This window comes from Mesorhizobium huakuii (assembly GCF_014189455.1).
Classification (GTDB): domain Bacteria; phylum Pseudomonadota; class Alphaproteobacteria; order Rhizobiales; family Rhizobiaceae; genus Mesorhizobium; species Mesorhizobium huakuii_A.
Genome location: NZ_CP050296.1, coordinates 6,797,951 through 6,821,302, shown reverse-complemented (window position 1 = coordinate 6,821,302; position 23,352 = coordinate 6,797,951). Strand labels below are relative to the sequence as shown.

18 protein-coding genes and 4 pseudogenes are annotated in these 23,352 nt (G+C 63.1%); 17 read left to right on the top strand and 5 right to left on the bottom strand.

Annotation, left to right across the window (positions count from 1 at the left end; genetic code table 11):
- Nucleotides 1–17: 17 nt before the first annotated feature.
- Complete coding sequence (gene dnaE, locus HB778_RS33375; RefSeq protein WP_183460051.1) at nt 18–3,545, top strand: DNA polymerase III subunit alpha; 3,528 nt, start codon at nt 18–20, stop codon at nt 3,543–3,545.
- A gap of 115 nt (nt 3,546–3,660) precedes the next feature.
- On the opposite strand, the gene HB778_RS33370 is transcribed toward dnaE, so the two are convergent.
- Nucleotides 3,661–4,542: a DMT family transporter gene (locus tag HB778_RS33370; RefSeq protein ID WP_183460049.1), complete on the bottom strand. Its 882-nt coding sequence runs from the start codon at nt 4,540–4,542 to the stop codon at nt 3,661–3,663.
- A gap of 184 nt (nt 4,543–4,726) precedes the next feature.
- On the opposite strand from HB778_RS33370, the gene HB778_RS33365 reads away from it, so the two are divergent.
- A complete protein-coding gene (locus HB778_RS33365) occupies nt 4,727–5,233 on the top strand; it encodes a hypothetical protein (RefSeq protein ID WP_183460047.1) in 507 nt (168 codons plus the stop codon).
- A gap of 4 nt (nt 5,234–5,237) precedes the next feature.
- Here HB778_RS33365 and HB778_RS33360 read toward each other — a convergent pair.
- Nucleotides 5,238–6,567: pseudogene (locus tag HB778_RS33360) on the bottom strand (DNA polymerase IV).
- 66 nt (nt 6,568–6,633) lie between these two features.
- Here HB778_RS33360 and HB778_RS33355 point away from each other — a divergent pair.
- The 5 genes from HB778_RS33355 to HB778_RS33340 all read left to right on the top strand — a co-directional run bounded on the left by HB778_RS33355 (nt 6,634) and on the right by HB778_RS33340 (nt 10,149).
- Nucleotides 6,634–7,221: a GNAT family N-acetyltransferase gene (locus HB778_RS33355; protein WP_183460046.1), complete on the top strand. Its 588-nt coding sequence runs from the start codon at nt 6,634–6,636 to the stop codon at nt 7,219–7,221.
- Between the two features lie 84 nt (nt 7,222–7,305).
- On the top strand, nt 7,306–8,142 hold the full coding sequence (locus HB778_RS41960) for a hypothetical protein (RefSeq protein ID WP_244661728.1): 837 nt from the start codon (nt 7,306–7,308) through the stop codon (nt 8,140–8,142).
- Nucleotides 8,143–8,266: 124 nt separating this feature from the next.
- Nucleotides 8,267–8,896, top strand: coding sequence for a hypothetical protein (locus tag HB778_RS41955; RefSeq protein WP_244661727.1), 630 nt, complete (start codon nt 8,267–8,269; stop codon nt 8,894–8,896).
- A gap of 105 nt (nt 8,897–9,001) precedes the next feature.
- Nucleotides 9,002–9,352, top strand: a complete 351-nt coding sequence (locus HB778_RS33345; protein ID WP_183460044.1) for a transposase — start codon at nt 9,002–9,004, stop codon at nt 9,350–9,352.
- Nucleotides 9,301–10,149, top strand: a complete 849-nt coding sequence (locus HB778_RS33340) for an IS3 family transposase (RefSeq protein WP_183465006.1) — start codon at nt 9,301–9,303, stop codon at nt 10,147–10,149. The genes HB778_RS33345 and HB778_RS33340 overlap by 52 nt, the downstream gene beginning before the upstream one ends.
- A gap of 94 nt (nt 10,150–10,243) precedes the next feature.
- Here the strand turns inward: HB778_RS33340 and HB778_RS33335 are convergent, their stop codons facing one another.
- Together HB778_RS33335 and HB778_RS33330 are read right to left on the bottom strand one after the other, a co-directional pair.
- Entirely contained in the window at nt 10,244–10,897 is a 654-nt protein-coding gene (locus tag HB778_RS33335) for a hypothetical protein (RefSeq protein ID WP_183460043.1), read from the bottom strand.
- Nucleotides 10,894–11,193 carry a DUF3572 domain-containing protein gene (locus tag HB778_RS33330; protein ID WP_095200014.1) on the bottom strand — a complete coding sequence of 100 codons (300 nt, stop codon included), beginning with the start codon at nt 11,191–11,193 and terminating at the stop codon, nt 10,894–10,896. Before HB778_RS33330 ends, HB778_RS33335 begins: the two co-directional genes overlap by 4 nt.
- A 202-nt stretch (nt 11,194–11,395) precedes the next feature.
- On the opposite strand from HB778_RS33330, the gene HB778_RS33325 reads away from it, so the two are divergent.
- From HB778_RS33325 to HB778_RS33315, 3 genes and pseudogenes are all read left to right on the top strand, one after another.
- A complete protein-coding gene (locus tag HB778_RS33325; protein ID WP_432421222.1) occupies nt 11,396–11,812 on the top strand; it encodes a response regulator in 417 nt (138 codons plus the stop codon).
- 33 nt (nt 11,813–11,845) lie between these two features.
- On the top strand, nt 11,846–13,219 hold the full coding sequence (locus HB778_RS33320; protein WP_095200015.1) for a PleD family two-component system response regulator: 1,374 nt from the start codon (nt 11,846–11,848) through the stop codon (nt 13,217–13,219).
- Between the two features lie 511 nt (nt 13,220–13,730).
- A pseudogene (locus tag HB778_RS33315) lies at nt 13,731–15,189 on the top strand (FAD-dependent monooxygenase); the annotation flags it as partial.
- 19 nt (nt 15,190–15,208) lie between these two features.
- Here HB778_RS33315 and HB778_RS33310 read toward each other — a convergent pair.
- A pseudogene (locus HB778_RS33310) lies at nt 15,209–16,155 on the bottom strand (GlxA family transcriptional regulator).
- Between the two features lie 88 nt (nt 16,156–16,243).
- Here HB778_RS33310 and HB778_RS33305 point away from each other — a divergent pair.
- The 7 genes and pseudogenes from HB778_RS33305 to HB778_RS33275 all read left to right on the top strand — a co-directional run bounded on the left by HB778_RS33305 (nt 16,244) and on the right by HB778_RS33275 (nt 23,329).
- A complete protein-coding gene (locus HB778_RS33305; RefSeq protein ID WP_183460042.1) occupies nt 16,244–16,951 on the top strand; it encodes a DJ-1/PfpI family protein in 708 nt (235 codons plus the stop codon).
- 123 nt (nt 16,952–17,074) lie between these two features.
- Entirely contained in the window at nt 17,075–17,809 is a 735-nt protein-coding gene (locus tag HB778_RS33300; protein ID WP_183460041.1) for a FadR/GntR family transcriptional regulator, read from the top strand.
- The gene (locus tag HB778_RS33295; RefSeq protein WP_183460040.1) at nt 17,806–18,993 is read left to right on the top strand and encodes a PLP-dependent transferase; all 1,188 of its coding nucleotides are present in this window, start codon (nt 17,806–17,808) and stop codon (nt 18,991–18,993) included. Before HB778_RS33300 ends, HB778_RS33295 begins: the two co-directional genes overlap by 4 nt.
- A 29-nt stretch (nt 18,994–19,022) precedes the next feature.
- Nucleotides 19,023–20,300 (top strand): ABC transporter substrate-binding protein, encoded by a 1,278-nt coding sequence (locus HB778_RS33290; RefSeq protein WP_183460039.1) that lies wholly within the window; start codon nt 19,023–19,025, stop codon nt 20,298–20,300.
- A 186-nt stretch (nt 20,301–20,486) separates the two neighbouring features.
- Nucleotides 20,487–21,410 (top strand): carbohydrate ABC transporter permease, encoded by a 924-nt coding sequence (locus HB778_RS33285; RefSeq protein ID WP_183460038.1) that lies wholly within the window; start codon nt 20,487–20,489, stop codon nt 21,408–21,410.
- Nucleotides 21,410–22,258: a carbohydrate ABC transporter permease gene (locus HB778_RS33280; RefSeq protein ID WP_183460037.1), complete on the top strand. Its 849-nt coding sequence runs from the start codon at nt 21,410–21,412 to the stop codon at nt 22,256–22,258. Before HB778_RS33285 ends, HB778_RS33280 begins: the two co-directional genes overlap by 1 nt.
- Before the next feature lie 4 nt (nt 22,259–22,262).
- A pseudogene (locus tag HB778_RS33275) lies at nt 22,263–23,329 on the top strand (ABC transporter ATP-binding protein).
- Nucleotides 23,330–23,352 lie beyond the last annotated feature (23 nt).

Below are 23,352 nucleotides of genomic sequence, written 5' to 3'. Positions count from 1 at the left end.
CGACTGCGCGAGAAACCATGGCGGATAACAGACTTCCACGCGACCCACTGAAGCGCGAAGCCGCGATTGCCGCCGCGCGGCCGGAGACGCCGGCGCGGCCGTTCGTGCATCTGCGCGTGCATTCGGCCTATTCGCTGCTCGAGGGCGCGCTTCAGCTCGGCAAGATCGTCGGTCACGCCGTCAAGGACGAAGCCCCGGCGATCGCCGTCACCGACACTAACAATTTGTTCGGTGCGTTGGAGTTCGCACAGAAGGCAGTGAAGGACGGCATCCAGCCGATCATCGGCTGCCAGACCGCACTCGCTTTTTCCGGTGAAAACAGCGACGGCCAGCGCGACCGCCGCCGGCAGGGCCCGGAGATGCGGCCGGTCGTGCTGCTCGCCGCGACCGAAGCCGGCTATTCCAACCTGGTCAGGCTGGTAAGCCGCGTCTATCTGGAAACACCGCCCGGCGAGGCGGTGCACCTGACAACCGAGATGCTGGAGGGCAAGGCCGATGGGCTGATCTGCCTCAGCGGCGGGCCGCGCGGCCCGATCGGCAACGCCTTGAAGGAGGATCGCCGCGATCTGGCCGAGGTGCGGCTTTTGACGCTGAAGGCGCTGTTTGGCGACCGGCTCTATGTCGAATTGGACCGGGTTGCCGGTTACGACCGGGTCATCGAACATCAGACAATCGATCTCGCCTACGCGCATGAACTTCCGCTCGTTGCCACCAATGAGGCGTTTTTCTCCTCGCGCGATGATTATGAGGCGCATGACGCGCTGATCGCCATCGCCGAGGGCTCCGTCGTCGCCGTCGACACTCGCCGGCGACTGTCGCCGGACAATTTCCTGCGCAGCCAGGCCGACATGGCAAAGCTGTTCGCCGACCTGCCGGAAGCGATCGACAACACGGTCGAGATTGCACTGCGTTGCTCCTACTATCCAAAGACCCGCAGCCCGATCCTGCCGCGCTTCACCGGCGGCGATGCCTCCGACAAGGATGCGGCCGAAAAGGCCGAGGCCGCGGAACTCGCCCGCCAGGCGCGCGAGGGGCTCGACGCGCGGCTCGCTTTGCACGGACCAACGCCGGGCTACACGGTCGAGCAATATCGCGAACGGCTCGAATTCGAGCTCGGCATCATCGAGAAGATGAAATTTCCGGGCTACTTCCTGATCGTTGCCGACTTCATCAAATGGGCCAAGGCGCAAGGCATTCCGGTCGGACCGGGCCGTGGTTCGGGCGCCGGATCGCTGGTCGCCTATTCGACGACCATCACCGATATCGATCCGCTGCGCTTCTCCCTGCTGTTCGAGCGTTTCCTCAATCCGGACCGCGTGTCGATGCCCGACTTCGACATCGACTTCTGCCAGGATCGCCGCGAAGAGGTGATCCGTTACGTCCAGCAGAAATACGGCCGTGACCAGGTCGGCCAGATCATCACCTTCGGTACCCTGCAGGCCCGCGCCGTGCTGCGCGACGTCGGCCGCGTGCTGCAGATGCCCTATGGCCAGGTCGACAAGCTGTCCAAGATGGTGCCACAGAACCCGGCCAATCCGGTCAAGCTTGCCGACGCCATCGCCAACGAGCCGCGCTTTGCCGAGGAGGCCGAGAAGGAGCCGATCGTCCAGACGCTGCTCGACATGGCGCAGAAACTCGAGGGCCTTTACCGCCACGCCTCGACGCACGCCGCCGGCATCGTCATCGGCGACCGGCCTTTGTCGGAGCTGGTGCCGATGTACCGCGATCCGCGCTCGGACATGCCGGTCACCCAGTTCAACATGAAATATGTCGAGCAGGCCGGCCTGGTGAAGTTCGACTTCCTCGGCCTGAAGACGCTGACCGTGCTGGAGACGGCGGTAAAGCTGATCCGCCGCCGTGGCATCGACATCGATCTGGCCACGATCCCGCTCGACGATCCCGACACATACGCCATGCTCTCGCGCGGCGAAGTGGTCGGCGTGTTCCAGGTGGAAAGTGCCGGCATGCGCAAGGCGCTGATCGGCATGCGGCCCGACTGCATCGAGGACATCATCGCGCTTGTCGCACTGTACCGTCCGGGCCCAATGGAGAACATCCCGACCTACAACGCCAGAAAGCATGGCGAGGAGGAGATGGCGTCGATCCATCCCAAGATCGACCATCTGGTGAAGGAGACGCAGGGCGTCATCGTTTACCAGGAACAGGTGATGCAGATCGCGCAAGAGCTGTCCGGCTATTCGCTCGGCGAAGCCGATCTTCTGCGCCGCGCCATGGGCAAGAAGATCCGCGCCGAGATGGACAAGCAGCGCGAGCGCTTCGTCACCGGTGCGGTCGAGCGCGGCGTCAGCAAGCCGCAAGCCGACTTCATTTTCGACCTGCTGGCCAAATTCGCCGACTATGGTTTCAACAAGTCGCACGCCGCCGCCTACGCCGTCGTTTCCTACCAGACCGCCTATCTCAAGGCGCATTATCCGGTCGAGTTCCTGGCGGCGTCGATGACGCTCGATATGGGTAACACCGACAAGCTCGCCGACTTCCGCCAGGATGCGCTGCGCCTCGGCATTGAGGTGCTGGCGCCGTCGGTGATGACCAGCTTCCGGCCTTTCGAGGTCGGTGAGAACCGCATCTATTATTCGATGGCGGCGCTGAAAGGTGTCGGCGATGCGGCGGTCGAGCACATCGTTGCGGTGCGTGGCGAAAAGCCGTTCAAGAATCTCGCCGATTTCTGCGAGCGGGTCGATCCCAAGATCGTCGGCAAGCGGGTCTTCGAAAGCCTGATCATGGCCGGCGCGCTCGACTGTTTCGGCCATGACCGCGCCCAGATGATGGCCGGTGTCGAACGGATGATGGGGCTGGCTTCGCTCGCCCAGCAGAATGCCGTTTCCGGCCAGGCCGATATTTTCGGCGCCTCGCTGGGCGCACAGTCGCAGGCGCTCAACCTGCCGGCGACGGATCCATGGCTCGCCGCGGATCGGCTGCACCGCGAATTCCAGGTCGTCGGCTTCTATCTCTCGGCCCATCCGCTCGATGAATACAAGGCGGCTTTGCAGAAGATGCGGGTGCAGAACTGGGCGGAGTTCTCGGCCGCCGTCAAACGCGGCGCTTCCGCCGGTCGCCTGGCCGGTACCGTGACTAGCAAGCAGGAGCGCAAGACGCGCACCGGCAACAAGATGGGCGTGGTGGCGTTTTCCGACACCTCCGGCCAGTACGAGGCCGTGCTGTTCTCCGAAGCATTGGCCCAGTACCGCGACCTCCTGGAAGCCGGCCGCTCCGTCGTCATCACGGTCGCGGCGGAGGACAGGCCCGAGGGCGTCAATTTGCGCATCAACTCCGTGCAATCGCTGGAGGACGAGGCAAGCCGCATCCAGAAGGCGCTGCGCATTTTCGTCAGGAACGACGGACCGGCCTCGATGATCCAGTCCCAGCTCACCCAGCGTGGCGAAAGCCAGGTGAGCATTATCGTGATCAAGGAAGAGGCGCAGGGCGAGGTCGAGATCGCCTTGCAGGGCGGCTACCGCGTCTCGCCGCAGATCGCCTCGGCGATGCGCGCCGTGCCCGGCGTGGTCGAAGTGGAACTGGTCTAGAGCCGATTCGCTGATGGCTGGAGGGCCATGGACGCGCGGACGGCAGCTTTGGCACTGCAAGGCCTGCGGGCATGTTCTCAACATACCCGACGAGGGAAACTGAGCAGCGGCAGCGTTACGATGCCGCCACTTCGGCCGCCTGTGCCGGCTTGCGCTGCAGATTGAGCAGATTGCCCATCAGGATAAGTAGCGCGCCGCCGGCGGTGAACGCGTCGATCTGCTCGTGGTAAAGCAGCCAGCCGATCAGAGCCGACAGCGGTACGCGCAGGAAATCCATCGGCGAAATGACGGTGGCGTCGGCATAGCCGAGCGCGCGGGCCATGGAGAAATGCGACGACATGCCGGTGAAGGCAATCAGAAGGATCCATGGCCACAGTTCAAGCGATGGGGTGCGCCACATATAGAGAGCGGGGATGAGGCCGAGCGCCGACTGGATGATCAGCATCCAGAAGATGATGCGCACGACGCTGTCCGTTCGCGTCAGCGACTTGACCATGACTAGCGAGATGCCGAAGCAGACCGCGGCACCGAGCACGACGAGATGTCCCGGATCGACCGAGCCGACACCGGGGCGAACGATGACCACCACGCCGATCAGCCCGAGCACGACTGCCGCCAGTTTCGGCCGGCTCAGCCTTTCGCCGAGAAACGTCACCGCCAGGATTGCGGTCCAGGTCGGCGTGGTGAATTCGATCGAGATCAGCACCGCCAGCGGGATCAGTGTCAGTGCATAAAGCCAGGCCGCCTGGCCGCTATAGTGGATCACATTGCGGGCGATATGGGCAACGGGACGCTGTGTGCGCATCGCCGCAAAGCCGCCGCTCGTCATAACCAGCGGCAGCAGAATGAAGAAACCGATCACCGAGCGCAGTTCCAGCACCTGGAAGACGTTGAGTTCGGCTGTCGTGGCGCGGCCGGCGATCGACATCCCCAGAAACGAGGTAATCGACAGCGCCATCCAGAACGCGGCCTTGGGGATCGAAGGGGTGGGTGCCATGGCAGCTATCTCGCAGGCCGGGGCTTTTGCCGCAATCGCTAGTCGTTCCATTCTTCTGGGCCAGTCGCAGCGATGGCGTTGCAAAACAGTCGCGGGCGGAACCCGATACGGCCATGGGCGTTGAGTCTCGATATTTTGTCCCTGCTTTGCAAACCCGCCTTTCAATATCGACAAGGAGAGTTTCATGAGACCATTCGCGCAAGTCGCGCTTGCTGGCTGCCTGGCGATAGCCGCGGGCGCGGCTCATGCCGACGAGACCAAATTTCTCCAGTCGTTCAAGGGCAATTTCGCCGGCAAGGGCACTGTCCAGGTGACCACGGACGTGCCGAACGTCAGTGTTTCCTGCAGCTTCAAGTCGAACGCGACCTCAACCTCGCTCTCCCTGGATGGCAATTGCCGCGGTCTCGTTGTGGTGTCACGGGCCATCAGCGCCAATCTGAAGGTCACAGGTGCGAAATACAGCGGCGTCTATGTCGGATCTCGCACCGGGCCGGCGCAGCTGGACGGCAGCCGGTCGGGCAATGCTATCAATCTTGGCATACGCTGGGCGAAGGAGGTCAATGGTGATCGCACGGCGCGGATGACGGTCGAGAAGCGCGGCGAGAACGGCATCCGGCTGACGGTCACGGATACCGATCCGAAAACCGGCAAGAGCGTGGTGACGAGCCGCATAGATTTGACACGCACCTGATCGCTCAGTCCTCCAGAGGCTCCGGCGGGTGGGCATCGCGGCCCCTGCCAAAGGTATAGCCGGTTTCCACCGCCTTGCGGCCGAACTTGTCGCGCAGCGCATCGATAGCGCCTTCGGCCATGGCGCGCTTGCGTGACTGCACGTCGACCAGATCCGGCGGATCGGCCTTGTCGTCGTCGGAGAGGTCGCTGACGCCAATGCCGAGCAATCGAAATTTCGTTCCGTCCGTTTCCTTGCGAAGGAGCTCCACTCCGGTCTGAAAGATACGGTCGGCGAGCCGGGTCGGGTCGCCGAGTTGGCGGTTGCGCGTGCGCAGCTTGAAATCCTGGGTCTTCAGTTTCAGCACCACGGTGCGTCCGGCAATGCCAGATTTTTTCAGCCGGGCCGAAACTTTTTCCGAAAGGCCCCTTAGCACCGAGACCAGTTCCTCCAGAGACGCGATGTCAGTGTCGAATGTGGTTTCGGCCGACACGCTCTTGGCGTCCTGGTCGGGATCGACGCGGCGGACGTCCTCCCCCACGCGAAAGTCGGTAGAGCCGGTCGCCCATTGTGCCATAGCGGCGCATCAGGTCGCCACGCTCCATCGTCTGAAGCTGGCCGATGGTGCGGATGCCGTCGCGTTCCAGCGTGGCGTTGAACGCCTTGCCGACGCCCCAGATCATGGTCACCGGCTGCGTCGCCAGGAAGCCGACCGCCTCGGCCTCGCCGATGACCGAGAAGCCGCGCGGCTTGCGGAAATCGGACGCGATCTTGGCGAGGAATTTGCAATAGGAGAGGCCGGCCGAAACGGTGATGCCGATCTCCTTCTCGACGGCCAGTGCAAAGCGCGCCAGCACCACTGCCGGCGGCAGGCCGTGCAATCGTTCGGTGCCGGCGAGGTCGAGAAACGCCTCGTCGATCGACAGCGGCTCGACCAGTGGCGTCAGCGCCTGCATCATGGCGCGCACCTCGCGGCCGACACGCACATATTTTTCCATGTTGGGCGGGATCACGACTGCCTCGGGGCAGGCCTCGAGCGCCTTGAACATCGGCATGGCCGAGCGCACGCCCCGGATGCGGGCGATGTAGCATGCGGTGGAAACCACGCCGCGTTTGCCGCCGCCAATGATCAGCGGCTTGTCCTTGAGCGCAGGGTTGTCGCGCTTTTCGATCGCCGCGTAGAAGGCGTCGCAATCGATATGGGCTAGGTGCAGCCGGTAAAGCTCAGGATGGCGGGCAAGGCGAGGGCTGCCGCAGCGCTCGCAGCGGCGCGTTTCACTGCGCTGAAACGTCAGGCAGTCACGGCAAAAACCGTGATCGGGATTGTTGACAGGGGCCGCCATCACTGCGAACATAAAGAGAACAGAGGCAATGGTACGACAGTGCAGGGCCAGCGACAAGCTTGGCCTGGGGAGAACCGTATGAGCACGACCATAGCGCCGCTGGCGCCTGAGCTCTGGCCTGATTTCGAGGACCTTTTCGGCAAGCAGGGCGCCTGCTACGGCTGCTGGTGCACGCATTTCCGGCTGGCGCCGGCGGCGCGGCGCGAGAGCAGCCGCGAACGCAACAAGGACCATATCAGGGCGCGCATCGAAGCCGGCCCGCCGCCCGGCCTGCTGGCCTTCGAGGACGGCAAGGCGGTCGGCTGGATGCAGATCGGGCCGCGCGCCGACGTGCCCGAATGGAACAACAAGGGCAGGGGCTCGGCGCCGATCGACCCCGCCGACGCTTCCGATCCGGCCGTTTGGGCGATCTCCTGCTTCTTCATCCGCGCCAAGGCACGGGGCCGAGGCATCACGCATCGCCTCGTCGAAGGCGGTATCGATTTCGCCCGCAGCAACGGGGCACGGCTTGTCGAGGCCTGCCCGATCGACCTGTCGCGCGATTCGCGCTCGATCGGCCTGTTCGTCGGCTCGTCGGGCGTGTTTGAGAAGGCCGGTTTCGAGCGGCTGGTGGAACGCAAGGCGGGCCGGCCGCTGATGCGGCTGGTGCTGAGGCCGATTGCCTGACTGTCATCATCTTGCAGTTGTGATGGTATTTCCCTACCAGAAGTACGAAACGATTTTTGCCTTTCGACCCAACGGAGAATTGCCGTGAACCGTATGCTGCCAGTTGCCTTTACCGCGCTTCTGTTCTGCGCGCCCGCTTTCGGTCAGACCGTCGACAGCCAGGGGGCGAAGCAATTGTCCGATGATCTGTCCCGCTATGTCGGCAAGCAGGCGCTCGACAAGGGCATTCTGAAGGTTTCGGTCGAAGGCGACGCCTACAAGATCGTGTTCGATCTCCAGGCGCTTGCCGCGACGGTTCCCGCAGAGGGAAAGGTGAAATTCGACTTCGCGCCCTACGCCCTGCTGGTCAAGCCGCGCAGCGACGGGACCTGGGATGTCTCGATGGATTTTTCGCAGAGCGGATCCTTCGAGTTCAACGGACCCGAGGGGCTGCAAAGCACGCAGTTTTCGATCAAGGACGGCAAGGGTTCCGGCGTCTACGACCCCAAACTGGCTGCCTTCATCAGCGGCGCCAGTTCGATGGCGGGCATGACGATCGCATCGAAGGAGGCCAAGCAGCAGATGGAAGCCAGCGCTGGCGCCGGCACCGCGACCATCGCCGCCACCAAGGCTGCCAATGGCGGCGTCGATTTCACCACGTCGCAGAAAGTTTCGAATTTCGTCGAAACGATAAAATTGAATGATCCCGAGAACGGGCTGAATTTTCCGGTCACCGTGAAGTCGCCGGAATTGTCGGTGGAAGCCAGCGGCAAGGGCGTGCAGACCAGGCCGCTGCTCGACCTCCTGGCATTTGCCGTGGCCAATGAGGACGAGAAGACGCTGAAGGCAAACCAGGCGCAGCTGAAGTCGCTTCTGCTCGCCGCGCTTCCAGTGTGGGGAGCGCATCGACGGCACCTATGGCTTCAAGGATTTCGCGGTTGACAGCCCGATCGGCACTTTCGGGGCGACCCAGCTCAGCACCGCGTTCGGCAGCGACGGCGTTTCCCAGAGCGGCAAGGTCACCTACGGCATCAAGGCGTCGGGGCTGACCGTACCGCAGCAGCTTTTGCCGAGCTGGAGCGTCGCGCTGCTGCCCACCGATATCGACCTCAACTTCGGCGGCGCCAATATCGATCTCGACAGCATGGCGAAGAAGGCGATCGAAGCCTTTGATCTCAATCAGGATCCGCCGCTGTCGCCCGAGTTCGGCGACCAGCTCAAGGCCGACTTCCTGGCCAAGGCGCCGAAGGTCGTCATCGGCCACAGCACCGTGAAGAACAAGGATATGGAGATCGCGCTGGAAGGCGAGATGACAAGCTTCGGCCAAAAGCCCGACGCCAATCTCACTGTCGATGTCGCCGGTTTCGACAAGATCATGGCGCATCTGCAGGAAGCGGCGAAGGCGGAGCCGGAGGTCGGGCAATACGTGCCTGTCGCCCTCATGGCCAAGGGCTTTGCCAAGACACTGCCGGACGGCCGGCTGGAATGGGCTGTCAGCACCAAGGCTGATGGCTCGGTCACCGTCAATGGCGTCATGCTGAAGCCCGCCGATCCGGCGGTGGACGACAGCGTCGACGATGGTGACGGCGCGGACGACAGCAGCGGCGGCGCTGATGGCGGTGGCGCCAATAGCGGCGGCGGCGCTAATAGTGGCGGCGGCGATAATGGCGGGGCCGGTGCGAAGCTGAACCCTTGAGGGTTCGGCTCTAAGTTTTGACGCAATTTGGAATGCGCCCTTCGGAGCGGACAGCTTGACTAAGCAGAATTGACTTGGAAGCCGGGCTTTCGAAAGATGGAAGCCATGACTGCACATCGCGCGCACAGCATCGAGTTCAAACGTCAGGTAGTGCAAGAGTTCCTCTCCGGCGAGACGCTTCATGGTCTGGCCAGGCGGCACGAACTAGCGCGTAACCTGATCCGTATCTGGGTCCAGAAATACGAGGCCGGCGCCTTCGACGAGGATGTAGCGGCGGCCGAGACGATGCAGACCTATGAGGCTCGGATCGCCGCGCTGGAGCGGCTGGTAGGCCGGCAAGCCTTGGAAATCGAGTTTCTAAAGGGGGCTCTGAAAAGCGCACCACGTCCCAGAAGCGGGCCTACATCCGTGATCACCGGCCCCGCGGTGTCTCCATCGCTGAAGGATGCCGGCTGATGGGGATCGCGCGATCAACCTACTACGATCAGCCCGAAACCGCCGTGGATGACACAGCGCTCGTCGAGACGATGGGTGAGATCTCCGACAGCTTCGAAGCCTACGGCTATCGCCGCATGCAGGCGGCGCTGCGGCAGAGCGGCATTGTCGTGAACCACAAGAAGATCAGACGATTGATGCGCGAGCATGATCTGCAGCCCAGGATCAGGCGACGCTTCATCGCCACCACGGACAGCAATCATGAATTGCCGATCTTCCCGAACCTGGCGAAGGACGTGACACTCGATGGCCCGAACCGGCTTTGGGTAAGCGACATAACCTACGTGGCGATTGCGGCAGGCTTCGTCTACGTCGCGGTCATCTTGGATGCCTGGTCCCGCAAGGTCGTTGGTTACGCCATCGGCCGTTCGATCGACGCGCGCTTGACCGTTGCAGCATTGAAGGCGGCAATCGAACGGCGAAAGCCGCCGCCGGGCTGCGTCCATCACTCGGATCGAGGGGCGCAATATGCCGCGCTCCTCTATCGCAATCTTCTCGCCGAGCACGATCTTATTGGATCGATGGGTCGGCGCGGCAATCCCTACGATAATGCCAAAGCGGAAAGCTTCATGAAGACGATGAAGGTCGAAGCCATCTATCCGATGGCCTATGAAACCTTCACCGACGTCGCTGAGGACCTTCCCCGCTTCATTGATGAGGTCTACAACACCCGCCGATTGCATTCAGCGCTCGGCTATCTCAGCCCGCAACAGTTCGAAGACCAACACGCCCGGAAGATGGTCAAAACTGCCGCTTGATCCTGTCCGCTCCGAGGGGCGCACTCCAATTCCCAAGGGAAAGCGCTACGCGCTTTTCCCGGGAAAACCGTTTCACACTTTTCCTGGAATTGCTTTAGAGCCCCAGCGCGCCCGCGATCTTGGGCGCGGCTTCGTGCCAGTCCTGGACGACGATGACATCGTCCGGGACCGTCGGCAGGAACGCCCGCAGCGAATTGTCGGCCATCAGGTGGAAAAGACTGGCTTCGGCGACCTTCTCCCGCACCGATGCCAGATTGTGCGGCTGATCGTCGACGAAGACCACAGGCCTGCCGTTCTTGCCACGCAGCCTGGCCACGGCCGGTCCCTTGGCCATTTCGGTGGTCAGAAGCGGATAGTTTAGACCCAGCGCATCGAGATGGGCGCGACGCACGGCGCGATGCCGGTGCGGCATGGCCGTCAGCAAGATGATTTCCGCGCGGTCGCCAAGCCTTGCCAAGGCTTCCGCGGCACCGTCGGTGATGCTTTGCCAATCGGCTTGCGCGTCGAAGAAATCGCCCAGGAGTGCCGTGACTTCGGGCTGTTCGATCAGCCGGCCGCTGGCCGTTTCGGCAATGTTGCCGGTCAGCCGGAAGGAGGCCAGCGTCAGGCCATAGCCGCGCGATTTCAGGAAATGCGGGAAGGGGCGGATGAATTCGAGCACGACGTCGTCGACGTCGAGCACCAGCAGCGGCCGGTCGTCGGCCGAAAGTTCCTCGATCTGGCGCGCGGTCTCCGGATCATCGCTCATATGGAATGCTCATGGTTGTCGTCGCCGAGCGGCAGGGCGCGCAACGCCTTGCCGACGGCGGCGGGCGGCGTGCCGGTCTCCTCGGCAAAGCGCATCAGGGTCGGCTCGTGGGCGAGGATGAACTGCAGCACGCCGGCCAAAAACCCCGGCTCGCCGGCGGCCTTGCGGATCGAATGCGCCTCTATTCCGGTGATCGCCAGAAAGCGCGGCAACAGCTCCGGATCGGAGGCGACGAAGCCCAGCGCCTTCACGGCAAGGGTTTCCGCCTCTTCGCGCATTGACGCCGCGTTTGCCATCACTACCTTCGGTATGTGGAATGAGTCTCTTCCGCAGTAATGGCAAGAGTTGCTTGCGGCAAGCCTTTACAGCGCGGCGCGCCGTTTGGACGCGCAGGCAGGCGAGGTGGAATTCGCGCTGCTTTGCAGCCCGAAGGTTTCCGTTTCGTCAATCATATTGCCGTATAGTGAAGCAGGGTTTGGTGCGTTCAACCAGGGGCGCATGACGGTCACCTTCGAGCGGAGGGACGGCCGGGACGGGATGTCGATGCCTAAGAAGGTCATGATCGTCGAGGACAATGAGCTCAATATGAAGCTCTTTCGGGACCTCATCGAAGCAAGCGGCTACGAGACGGTGCGCACCCGCAACGGGCTCGAGGCGCTGGATCTGGCGCGCAAGCACCGGCCCGATCTCATCCTGATGGACATCCAACTGCCCGAAGTGTCGGGCCTGGAAGTGACCAAATGGCTGAAGGAAGATGACGATCTGCACGTCATTCCGGTCATCGCGGTGACCGCCTTCGCCATGAAGGGCGACGAGGAGCGCATCCGCCAGGGCGGTTGCGAAGCCTATATTTCGAAGCCGATTTCGGTGCCGCGTTTCATCGAAACCATCAAATCCTACCTGGGCGATGCCTGATGTGCCATTCCAGCCGAGCCGGAGCCTTGTGAAATGACCGCGCGGATCCTCGTCGTCGACGACATCCCTGCCAATGTGAGGCTGCTGGAGGTTCGGCTGCTGGCCGAATATTTCGAGGTGCTGACCGCCACCAACGGGCCTGACGCGATCGAGACCTGCGAAAACGGCAAGGTCGATGTCGTGCTGCTCGACGTGATGATGCCCGACATGGACGGGTTCGAGGTCTGCCGGCGGCTGAAGAGCGATCCGGCGACGTCGCATATTCCGGTGGTGATGATCACCGCGCTCGACCAAGTGTCCGACCGCGTGCGCGGGCTGGAAGCTGGTGCTGACGATTTCCTTACCAAGCCGGTCAACGACCTGCAGCTGATGACGCGCGTCAAGAGCCTGGTCCGGCTGAAGTCTCTCACCGACGAGCTCAGGCTGCGCGCCTCGACGACGCGCAACATCGGCATCGAGGAACTGCTCAGCCGCAATTTCGCGTCCGAGGACACGATTCCGAAAGTGCTGTTGATCGACGAGCGCAAATCGTCGGTCGAGCGCATCCAGAAAATGCTGCGCGACCGCGCCGATCTTGATGTCAACGGCGATCCGCATGCCGGGTTCTTCCAGGCGGCCGAGACATCCTATGAATGCGTGATGATCTCGACGGCCTTCGCCGATTTCGATCCGCTGAGGCTCTGCTCGCAGTTGCGCTCGCTTGACCGCACGCGTTTCGTGCCGATCATCCTCTTGGCGGAGGAGGGCGAGGAGGAGCGCATCATCCGCGGCCTCGAACTCGGCATCAACGACTATCTGATGCGGCCGATCGACCAGCAGGAGCTGACGGCGCGGCTGCGCACCCAGGTGCGCCGCAAGCGCTACAACGACCAATTGCGCGCCAGTGTCACCCAGACCATCGAAATGGCGGTGACCGACGGCCTGACCGGACTGCACAACCGCCGCTATCTCGACAGCCATCTGCAGACGCTGTTCGACCGCGCCGTGGCGCGGCGCCGGCCGCTGTCGGTGATGATCACCGATCTCGACCGCTTCAAGTCGATCAATGACGCGCATGGCCATGATGGCGGCGACGAGGTGCTACGGGAATTCGCGCGGCGGCTGCGCAAGAATGTCAGGGGTATCGACCTTGCCTGCCGGTTCGGCGGCGAGGAGTTCGTCGTAGTCATGCCGGACACCGATGGCGCCGTGGCCGAGAAAGTGGCCGAACGCATCCGCGCCGAAATCGCCCAGAAGCCTTTCGCCATCGGCGCCGACGGCAAGACGATCGAGGTCACCGTCAGCGTCGGCGTGTCGTCGGTGCTGAAAGGCGTGGATACGGTGGCGGCGCTGATGAAGCGCGCCGATCTCGCGCTTTATGAAGCCAAGAGCGGCGGCCGCAACCGTGTGGTTGCGAAGGCGGCGTAGCCGCCTGCGGCCGATTGTACGGTCAATCCAACAAGGTTAGCCATTTACCTTAATCCAAGCGATTCGCGAGCCTTGGTTAAGAAACTGTTGATTTTCATAAGCTCTTGCGCAAATGTGCAGGCCAAGACGAAGCCGGCACGAGGATACATAGCCGGCTCGATCCCTAGAAATACCCCATGATGCTCAGGTCCGCCGCATCTCCTGGGTCCGTGGGGTCGGCCGGCCGGCGCTGGCACATAGTGGCCTCCTCGTACCGCTGCCAAACGCCGACCGGCCCCCTTCTTCCAAACAGACATCAGAACTTCGTGCCAAGGCACGAAGGACTCTGATTTTTTGCCTGCAGGCAATCCGGGCTCCCGTCTTCGATCCACGGCTGTCGGCCGTTCAAAGCGATCCGCGCAGGAGAGCACCCCTTCCATTTCGTACATATGGCGCACAAGGGGCTTGCGGCAAGACCCAGCTCCTCCCGTAGAAACCACGCAGATCAGGCGCGAAACGGGAGTGACGATTAATGATTTTTGATCATGCAGTGGTGATCGCGGGGGCTGGTCCGACAGGGTTGATGCTGGCCGGCGAACTCGCTCTGGCGGGCATCGACGTCGCCATTGTCGAGCGGCGCCCGGACCAGCAGTTAATCGGCTTGCGCGCGGGTGGCCTGCACGCACGCACCATCGAAATTCTCGATCAGCGCGGAATTGCCGACCGGTTCCTCTCGCTGGGGCAGCGCTTCCAAACCGTCGGCTTTCACATGATCCGTTTGGATATCAGCGACTTTCCCAGCCGGCACAATTATCTGCTGGCGCTGCGGCAAAACCATATCGAACGGACATTGGCCGAGTGGATCAACGAGTTGGGGGGTGCCGGTCTATCGCGGACAGGACGTCACTGACTTCACGCAGCATGATGACGGTGTCGACCTGGATCTGTCCGGCGGCCGACGGTTGAGGGCGCAATATCTCGTCGGCTGCGACGGAGGGCGCAGCACGATCCGCAAGGCGGCGGGCATCGAGTTCGCCGGATGGGACCCGACGATGAGCTGGATGATCGCCGAGGTCGAAATGTCTAGGGAACCGGCATTGGGCTTTCGCAGCGACGTCCACGGAATTCATGCGATAGGCAAGATCGAGGACAGCCGGGTGGGTGTCGTGCTGACCGAGAGGCAACTGACCATTGGCGGCGAACCGACGCTGGACGACCTCGGGGAGGCGCTTGTCGCTGTCTATGGCACCGATTTCGGGGCCCACAGTCCAACCTGGCTCTCCCGCTTCACCGACATGACACGGCAGGCTGCCGCTTACCGCGACAGACGTGTCCTGCTGGCCGGCGACGCCGCCCATATCCATCCTCCGATGGGCGGGCAGGGGCTCAATATCGGCGTGCAGGACGCGGTCAATCTGGGATGGAAGCTGGCCCAGGTGGTCAAGCGGACATCACCGGAAAGCCTGCTCGACAGCTATCACGCCGAGCGCTATCCGATCGCCGCTCGCGTGCTGCGCAACGCGATGGCACAGGTTGCGCTTCGTCGCATGGATGCCAGCACCAAGGCCTTGGGCGACATCTTTACCGAGCTGCTCGGCACGGATGAGCCGCGCAAACGGATCGCCGCGGAGATGTCCGGTCTGGGCATCCGGTACGACCTCGGCGAGGGACATCCACTGCTTGGGCGGCGAATGCCCGATCTCGATCTGGTCACTCGCAATGGCCCGTTGCGGGTCTTCAGCTTGCTGCACGATGCCCGGCCGGTACTTCTCAACCTCGGCGAACCTGGCGGACTGGACATCGCGCCTTGGGCGGATCGGGTCCTGCAGATCGAAGCTGGATACGACGGCACCTGGGAACTGCCGGTCCTCGGGACGGTCGCCGCGCCGGCCGCCGTGCTGATTCGGCCCGATGGCTACGTGGCCTGGGTTGGGATTGGAACCCAAGACGGGCTGGCTGACGCGCTGACCACCTGGTTCGGGCCGCCCGCCGCGAGTAAGCGCCTTTGCGTCAGAAGCGTTCGCGGTAATCGCGCGGGTTTGTGCCGAGGGCTCTTAGAAAGCCGCGCCGCATCGTCTCCTCCGATCCGAAGCCGCAGCGACGGGCCGTCTGGTTGACGGCCTGGCCTCGTTCCAGCATCCGTCGCGCCGCCTCGATCCGGATCTCCTCGATCGCGCGCGCAGGTGTGCGGCCCGTTGCCTCCCGATAGTGCCTGGAGAAACTGCGCGGGCTCATATTGGCGCGCTCGGCCAGGTTCGGCAGCGAAAGGTCGCCGTCCAGATTGTCCTGAATCCAGCCATGCAGCCGGTCGAAGCGTTCGTCGCCTTGCTGCAGCTTGAGCGTCTGGCTGAACTGCGCCTGGCCACCGGGTCGTTTCAGGAAGACCACCAACTCGCGCGCCACCGCAAGCGCCACGCGCCGGCCAAGGTCTGCCTCGACGAAGGAAAGGGCGAGATCTATGCCCGCCGTCACGCCTGCCGACGTCCAGACATTGCCGTCACGGATGAAGATCGGGTCGGGTTCGAGGCGGACCGCTGGAAAGCGCCGCGCGAACTCGGCGCACCGTCCCCAGTGGGTAACCGCACGCCGGCCGTCGAGCAGTCCTGCCGTCGCCAGAAGCATGGCGCCACTGCACACGGACGCCGTTCGCGTGGCGTCTCGCGAGCGGCCGATTATCCATTGGATCAGTTCGGGATCCTCGCAGGCCGCGTTGACGCCCCATCCGCCAGGCACGATCAGCGTGTCGATCCTCGACCCATGCGGCGGCAGCGCCCGGTCTCGAGCACGAGGCCGGCGGACGTTCTGATCCGCGGGGAGGCGGCGACGACCGCGACCTCGTACGGAGCTGGTTCACCGGCCTGCGTCCTGAAGTCGTTGGCGCTGGCGAAAACCTGAAGCGGCCCGCTGACATCGAGGAGCTGGATGTCGGGATAGGCAAGGATTTCGATATGGCGCATTGCGATTTGGCTTGAAACGAGGGGTGATTGGCGATCGTGCCAAAGCATGATGCCTTAGATTGGCTGGAGTCAACCTATGGAGAGTTCCATGACCCTTCGTTTCGGCATCCTCGTCTTCCCCAATGTCCAGCAGCTCGACCTCACCGGCCCTTATGAAGTCCTGGCATCGGCAAAGGGCGCCGAGGTGGAACTGATCTGGAAGGATCGCAATCCGGTGATGTCGTCGACGCGGCTGTCGCTCAACCCAACGGCGACCTTCGACGATTGCCCGCCTCTCGATGTGCTGTGCATTCCGGGTGGAGGCGGCGTCAACCCGCTGCTGGAGGACCACGCCGTCCTCGATTTCGTGCGGGAGCGGGCTGTGCAGGCACGCTATGTCACCTCGGTATGCAGCGGTGCCCTGGTGCTCGGTGCCGCCGGCCTGCTCAAAGGCAAGCGGGCGACGACGCATTGGTACGCGCATGATTTCCTCGCCGAGTTCGGCGCCATTCCAGTCAACGAGCGCATTGTCGAGGACGGAAACCTGATAACTGCTGGCGGCGTCACCTCGGGGATCGATTTCGGCCTCCTCCTGGTCGCCAGGCTTCTCGGCCAGGCCGAGGCCGAAACGGTGCAGCTCTCACTCGAATATGCCCCGGCTCCTCCGTTCCAGTCGGGCACGCCCGCCCAGGCTTCGCCTGCCGTGCTGGCGGAAGCAACGAATCGGCTCGCGGGTTCGAGGCAGATTCGCGAGGAGATGTTCGCGCGCTGGCGCGCCACGCGCGCAGCCGTCACGCCGACGCGAGCCCAAGCCTGAACTGACGGGCCGAACGGCGCCAAGGCGCGTCGTTCGGCCTGTCCCTGTTTCGGCTGTTGACACGTCTCTCCGTCCGTGCAGAATTGGTTGGACCATTGGACCACTTTTGCATCGGGAGGATTTGTGGACCAGAACAGCCTGCCACCCATTCAGACGACGGCGCGCGATGACGCCGTGCTGAAGGCGTTGGTGGGTTTTGTCCGCGCCGAATCCCTGCAGCCCGGCGAGCGGCTTCCGACCGAACGCATCCTGGCCGAGCGGCTGAAGGTCAGCCGCAACACGGTGCGCGAGGCGCTGACGCGGTGGGAGGGACTTGGCCTGGTCGAGCGCCGGCAAGGCAGCGGCACCTACCTCAAGGCGGCCGTGTCACCCGACATGCTGCACATGCCGCTGACCTTGGCCGGCGGTAATGACTTCACCAGCCTGATGCATACGCTGGAAATCCGCCGCGCGCTCGAAGCGGAGGCGGCGGCCCTTTGCGCCGAACGCGCCAGCCCGGCGGACATTGCCGAGATCGAGCGCAAGCTCGACATCATGGAGCAGGCGTTCCGCACCCGCGATGGCATGTCGTCGGAAGAGGACTGGGAGTTCCACCAGGCGATCTATCGGGTCTCTGGCAATCCGCTGTTCGAGCAGATCATCGCCGCCATGCACGAGCTGTTCCACCGTTTCTGGGAGCATCCGCTTGGCGTGCGCGATTTCGGTCACGCCAGCTTTCCCTACCATCGCACCGTTTACGAATGCATCGCCGCACGTGATCCGCAAGGCGCCCGCGCCGAAGCGCTCAAGCTGATCGCCACCGTCGAGGACGATCTCAAGCGCGGTGCGGCCAAACTCAAACTTTCGAGCCAGACATGAACGAGCATCCGACCGGTTTCGATTACGACTATCTTGCCGAGGCGGCGACACTGCTGGCGCATGACGAGCCGTTTCCGGGCGGCGCGGTGGTGCCGCCGATCTACCAGACGTCGCTCTTCACCTTCGCCAATTATGCCGAAATGGCCGACACCTTTGCCGGCAAACGAAGGCAGCCGATCTATTCGCGCGGCGACAATCCGACGGTGATGGAGTTCGAGGCGCGCGTGGCCGCACTCGAGGGCGCCGAGGCCGCGCGCGGTTTTTCGAGCGGCATGGCGGCGATCAGTGCCACGGTGCTTGCCTTCGTCGGCGCCGGCGAACGCATCGTTGCGGTGCGCAACTGCTATGGCGATGCCTACCGGCTGTTCGAGCGGCTTTTGCCGCGGCTCAACATCAAGGTCGACTATGTCGACGGCTCCGATCCGGATGCGGTGGCGGCGGCACTTCCCGGTGCCAAGCTGCTTTACCTGGAAAGCCCGACCTCGATGATGTTCGAGCTGCAGGACATCGCGCATCTGGCTCGGCTGGCGAAAGAGCAGGGCATCATCACCACCATCGACAATTCCTGGGCCTCACCGGTGTTCCAAAAGCCGATCTCGCATGGCGTCGATCTGGTGCTGCACTCGGCCTCGAAATATCTCGGCGGCCACAGCGACACGGTCGCCGGCGTGGTGGCGGGCTCGGCCGTGCACATCAAGCACATCAACGAGCAGACCTATTCCTATCTCGGCGGCAAGCTGTCGCCGTTCGAGGCCTGGCTGCTGTTGCGCGGGCTGCGCACGCTGCCGCTGCGCCTGCCGCACCACATGAAGAGCGGGCTGACCATCGCGGAGCGGCTGAAGGCGCATGCCAATGTCGAGCGCGTCAACCATCCCGTCTATTCGAACCATCCCGGCAAGGCGACGCTGGCCGGTTATGCCGGACTGTTCTCCTTCGAGGTGACGGACGATATCGACATCCCGGTCTTCGTCGATGCGCTGAAATATTTCCGCATCGGCGTCAGCTGGGGCGGGCACGAGAGCCTGGTCGTGCCCGCCAAGGCGTCGCTGGAGCAGACGCCGGGACTGAATTCGATGGCGCGCTTCGGCGTCAGCCCCCGAACCATCCGCTTCAATGTCGGATTGGAAAGTGTCGAAGACCTCTGGGCCGACGTCGCCCAGGCCTTCGAAAAAGCCAGAAAATAACAAGCGGGTTCAAAATGGGAGTCTTGAACATGAAAAAACTGACCGTCATGCTTGCCACCGTTGCGGGGCTGGCGATTTCCGCCGGAGGCGCGCTGGCCGACTCGACCCTGAAAATGGTCGAAGTCATCACCAGCCCGCCGCGCACCGAATTCCTGAAGAAACAGATCGCGGAGTTCGAAGCCGCCAATCCCGGCGTCAAGGTCGAGCTGGTCTCGCTGCCCTGGGGCCAGGCCTTCGAAAAGTTCCTGACCATGGTGCAGGCCGGCGACACGCCCGACGTGGTCGAGATGCCGGAACGCTGGATGGGCCTCTATGCCAACAATGCCCAGCTCGAGGATCTCGGCCCCTATATGGCCAAATGGGATGACGCCAAGACGCTCGGCGACCGTGCCAAGCAGTTCGGTTCGACGGTCAACAACACCCAGTACATGATCCCCTACGGCTACTATGTGAACGCGCTGTTCTGGAACAAGAAGCTGTTCAAGCAGGCCGGTCTCGACGGCCCGCCGGCCACGCTCGACGAGTTCGTCGCCGACTCCAAGAAGATCTCCGCCATTCCGGGCAAGTACGGCTACTGCCTGCGCGGCGGCCCCGGCGCCTTCAACGGCATGCACATGTTCATGAACATCGCCGCCGGCAAGGGCGGCTACTTCAAGGAAGACGGCACCTCGACCATCAACGACGAAGGCTCGGTCAAGGGCCTGCAGATGCTGGCCGACATGTACAAGGACGGCCTGGCGCCGAAGGATGCGGTGAGCTGGGGCTTCAACGAAACCGTCACCGGCTTCTATTCCGGCACCTGCGCCATGCTCAACCAGGATCCGGACGCGCTGCTCGGCATCGCCGACAAGATGAGCGCAGACGACTTCGCCGTGGCGCCGCTGCCAGTTGGTCCGAGCGGCAAATCCTACCCGACGCTCGGCTATGCCGGCTGGGCGATGTTCGCCAATTCCCAGCACAAGGACGATGCCTGGAAGCTGATGGCGACGCTGCTGTCGCCCAAGGACAATCTGGAATGGGCCAAGGAAGTCGGCGTCGTCCCGATCCACAATGGCGCCGACCAGGATGCCCATTTCAAGACCGAACAGTTCAAGGGCTGGTTCACGGAGCTCAGCGACAGCTCCAAATATGAAATGGTGACGCCGCCGACGCATCTGGAAAACCTCGGCAATTTCGTCGACCAGGTGGCGATCAAGAATTTCCAGGAAGTGCTGCTCGGCCAGAAGACGGCCAAGGAAGCGGCCGACGCATGGGCTGCTTTCCTGACCAAGGAGCAGCAGGACTGGCTGGCGAAGAACAAGAAGTAGGCGCAACTTCTTCCTTCTCCCCGTTCACGGGGAGAAGGTGTCACGAAGTGACGGATGAGGGGCGGCGCCACGCCTCGATAGGTTCGCGCCGCCCCTCATCTGCCTGCCGGCATCTTCTCCCCGTTGAACGGGGAGAAGGACGCTGTTTGCCTACCGGCCCCCATCCCCCACCGTAGAGCCAAATCCATGACCTACGCCCTGTCCGAAATCCGATCCGCCGGCAAGCCGCGCCGCAAGCGGCTGTCGCATGCCGCCATCGAGCCCTGGCTCTATCTCAGCCCAGCGATCATCCTGCTGGTCGTGGTGCTGTTGGTGCCGCTGGTCATCGGCATCAGCTATTCCTTCCGCAAATTCTCGGCCTTCAAGTCGGAATATGTCGGGCTCGGCCAGTATCAGGCGATGCTGTCGGATCAGGTGCTGGGGCAGGCGCTGGTCAACACGCTGTGGTGGACGGTCGCCAGCCTGTTCTTCCAGTTCTTCCTCGGCCTTGGCCTGGCGCTGCTGCTCGACAAGCCATTCTGGGGCCGCAAGGTGGTGCAGGCGCTGGTGTTCCTGCCCTGGGCGGTGCCGTCCTTCCTGTCGGGCCTGACTTGGGCCTGGCTGTTCAACCCGATCGTTGGGCCGCTGCCGCATTGGCTGTTCGCGCTGGGGCTGAAGGCGGAGCCGACCAATGTGCTCTCCGATCCGGCCACGGCGATGTGGGGGCCGATCATTGCAAATGTCTGGTTCGGCATTCCGTTCTTCGCCATCACGCTGCTGGCGGCGCTGAAGTCTATCCCGTCGGAACTGCACGAGGCGGCGGCGATCGACGGCGCTTCGCCCTGGCAGCGCTTCACCAAGGTGACGCTGCCGTTCCTGGCGCCGACGATCGCGATTACCGTGATGCTACGCACCATCTGGATCGCCACCTTCGCCGACCTGATCTTCGTCATGACCGAGGGTGGACCGGCCGGCTCGACCAACACGGTGCCGGTTTACATCTATGTCAGCGCCTTCAAGTCGCTGGACAAGGGCTATGCCTCAGCGGTGGCCGTGCTGCTGCTCGTCCTGCTGATTGCCTATGCGATCGCGCTGATCGCCATCCGTCGCTCTCTTGTGAGGCACGTCTGATGATCGCGGGACGCTCTGCTTCACAACGCTTCTTCGGCGGTATCGGCCTCTACGCGGCAATCGCGGCCTATGTGGTCTTCGCCCTGTTCCCGATCTACTGGACGCTGAAGATCTCGGTCACGCCGGAGCGGCTGCTCTATTCCGAAGGCATCACCTTCTGGCCGTCGCACATGACGTTGCAGAACTTCATCACCGTGCTCGAAGCCACCGATTTTCCGCGCTATTTCCTCAACAGCGTCATCGTCTCGGTATCGACGGCCGCATTGGTGACGATCATCGCCACGCTTGCCGGCTACGCCATGTCGCGCTTCACCTTTCGCGGCAAGGCGGCTCTGGCTCTGATGCTGCTGTTGACCCAGACCTTTCCGCTGGTGATGGTCATTCCGCCGATCTACCGCGTGATGGGGCAGATCGGCCTGATCAACAGCCTGACCGGGCTGATCATCATCTACACCGCCTTCAATACCGCCTTCGCCACCTTCCTGATGCAATCCTTCTTCGATGGCATCCCCAAGGACCTGGAAGAGGCGGCGATGATCGACGGCTGCACGCGCGCGCAGGCGATGCGCAAGGTGATCGTGCCGCTGACGCTGCCCGGCATGGGGGCGACGCTGGGTTTCGTCTTCACCGCCGCCTGGAGCGAGCTTCTGTTCGCGCTGATGCTGATCTCCAGCGACGACCAGAAGACCTTTGCCGTCGGCTTGCTCACCTTCATCGGAAAGTTCGCCGTCGACTGGGGGCAGATGATGGCGGCGTCGATCCTGGCGCTGATCCCGGTCTGCATCTTCTTCGCTTTCCTGCAACGCTATCTCGTCACCGGCCTGACCGCCGGCGCCGTCAAAGGATAGACCGATGGCCTCTGTTACGCTCGATAAGGTCCGCAAGGATTATGGCGCCGTCCGCGTCCTGCATGCGGTCGACCTTGAAATCGCCGACGGTGAGTTCGTCGTCCTGGTCGGCCCGTCCGGCTGTGGGAAGTCGACGCTTTTGCGGATGATCGCGGGGCTGGAGGAAGCTTCCGGCGGCGAGATCCGGATTGGCGAGCGGCTGGTCAATGACGTCGCACCAAAGGACCGCGACATCGCCATGGTGTTCCAGTCCTATGCACTCTATCCGCATATGGACGTGTCGAAGAACATGGGCTTCAGCCTGCTGTTGAAGAAGGCGGAGAAGGCGACCATCGACGCCAGGGTCGACGGTGCGGCCAAGCGGCTGGGCCTGGACACCTACCTGCAACGGCTGCCACGGCAGCTGTCCGGTGGTCAGCGCCAGCGCGTCGCCATGGGCCGCGCCATCGTGCGTGATCCCAAGGTCTTTCTCTTCGACGAGCCGCTGTCCAACCTCGACGCCAAGTTGCGTGTCCATATGCGCGCCGAGATCAAGGCGCTGCACCAGCAATTGAAGACCACCTCGGTCTATGTCACCCACGACCAGATCGAGGCGATGACCATGGCCGACCGGATCGTCGTCATGCATGACGGGCTGATCCAGCAGGTTGGCGCGCCGCTCGATCTCTATGACCGACCGGCCAACATGTTCGTTGCCGGTTTCATCGGCTCGCCGGGCATGAACTTTTGCCGGCGACGGTTCGCAAGGGGGCCACTTCGGAGGCCGTGCTTGCGGATGGTCAAGCGTTGAAACTGCCGGACGGCCTGCCGCTGCAGGACGGCGACGCCATCACCATCGGCCTGCGGCCCGAACATATCAGGCTGGCCGAAGACGGCGCGCTGCAGGGCGAGGTGGGGGTGGTCGAGCCGCTCGGGCTTTCGACGCAGTTCTACGTCAAACTGGCCAACCAGCAGCTTTGCGTCTTTGCCATGGGCCGCGCCGGCGTGAAGCCCGGCGACATCGTACGGCTGGCAGCCGATCCGGCGTCGCTGCATCTGTTCGATCCGAAAAGCGGCGATCGCATCGGCTGAGGCAACTCAGCCGGGGCTGAGAG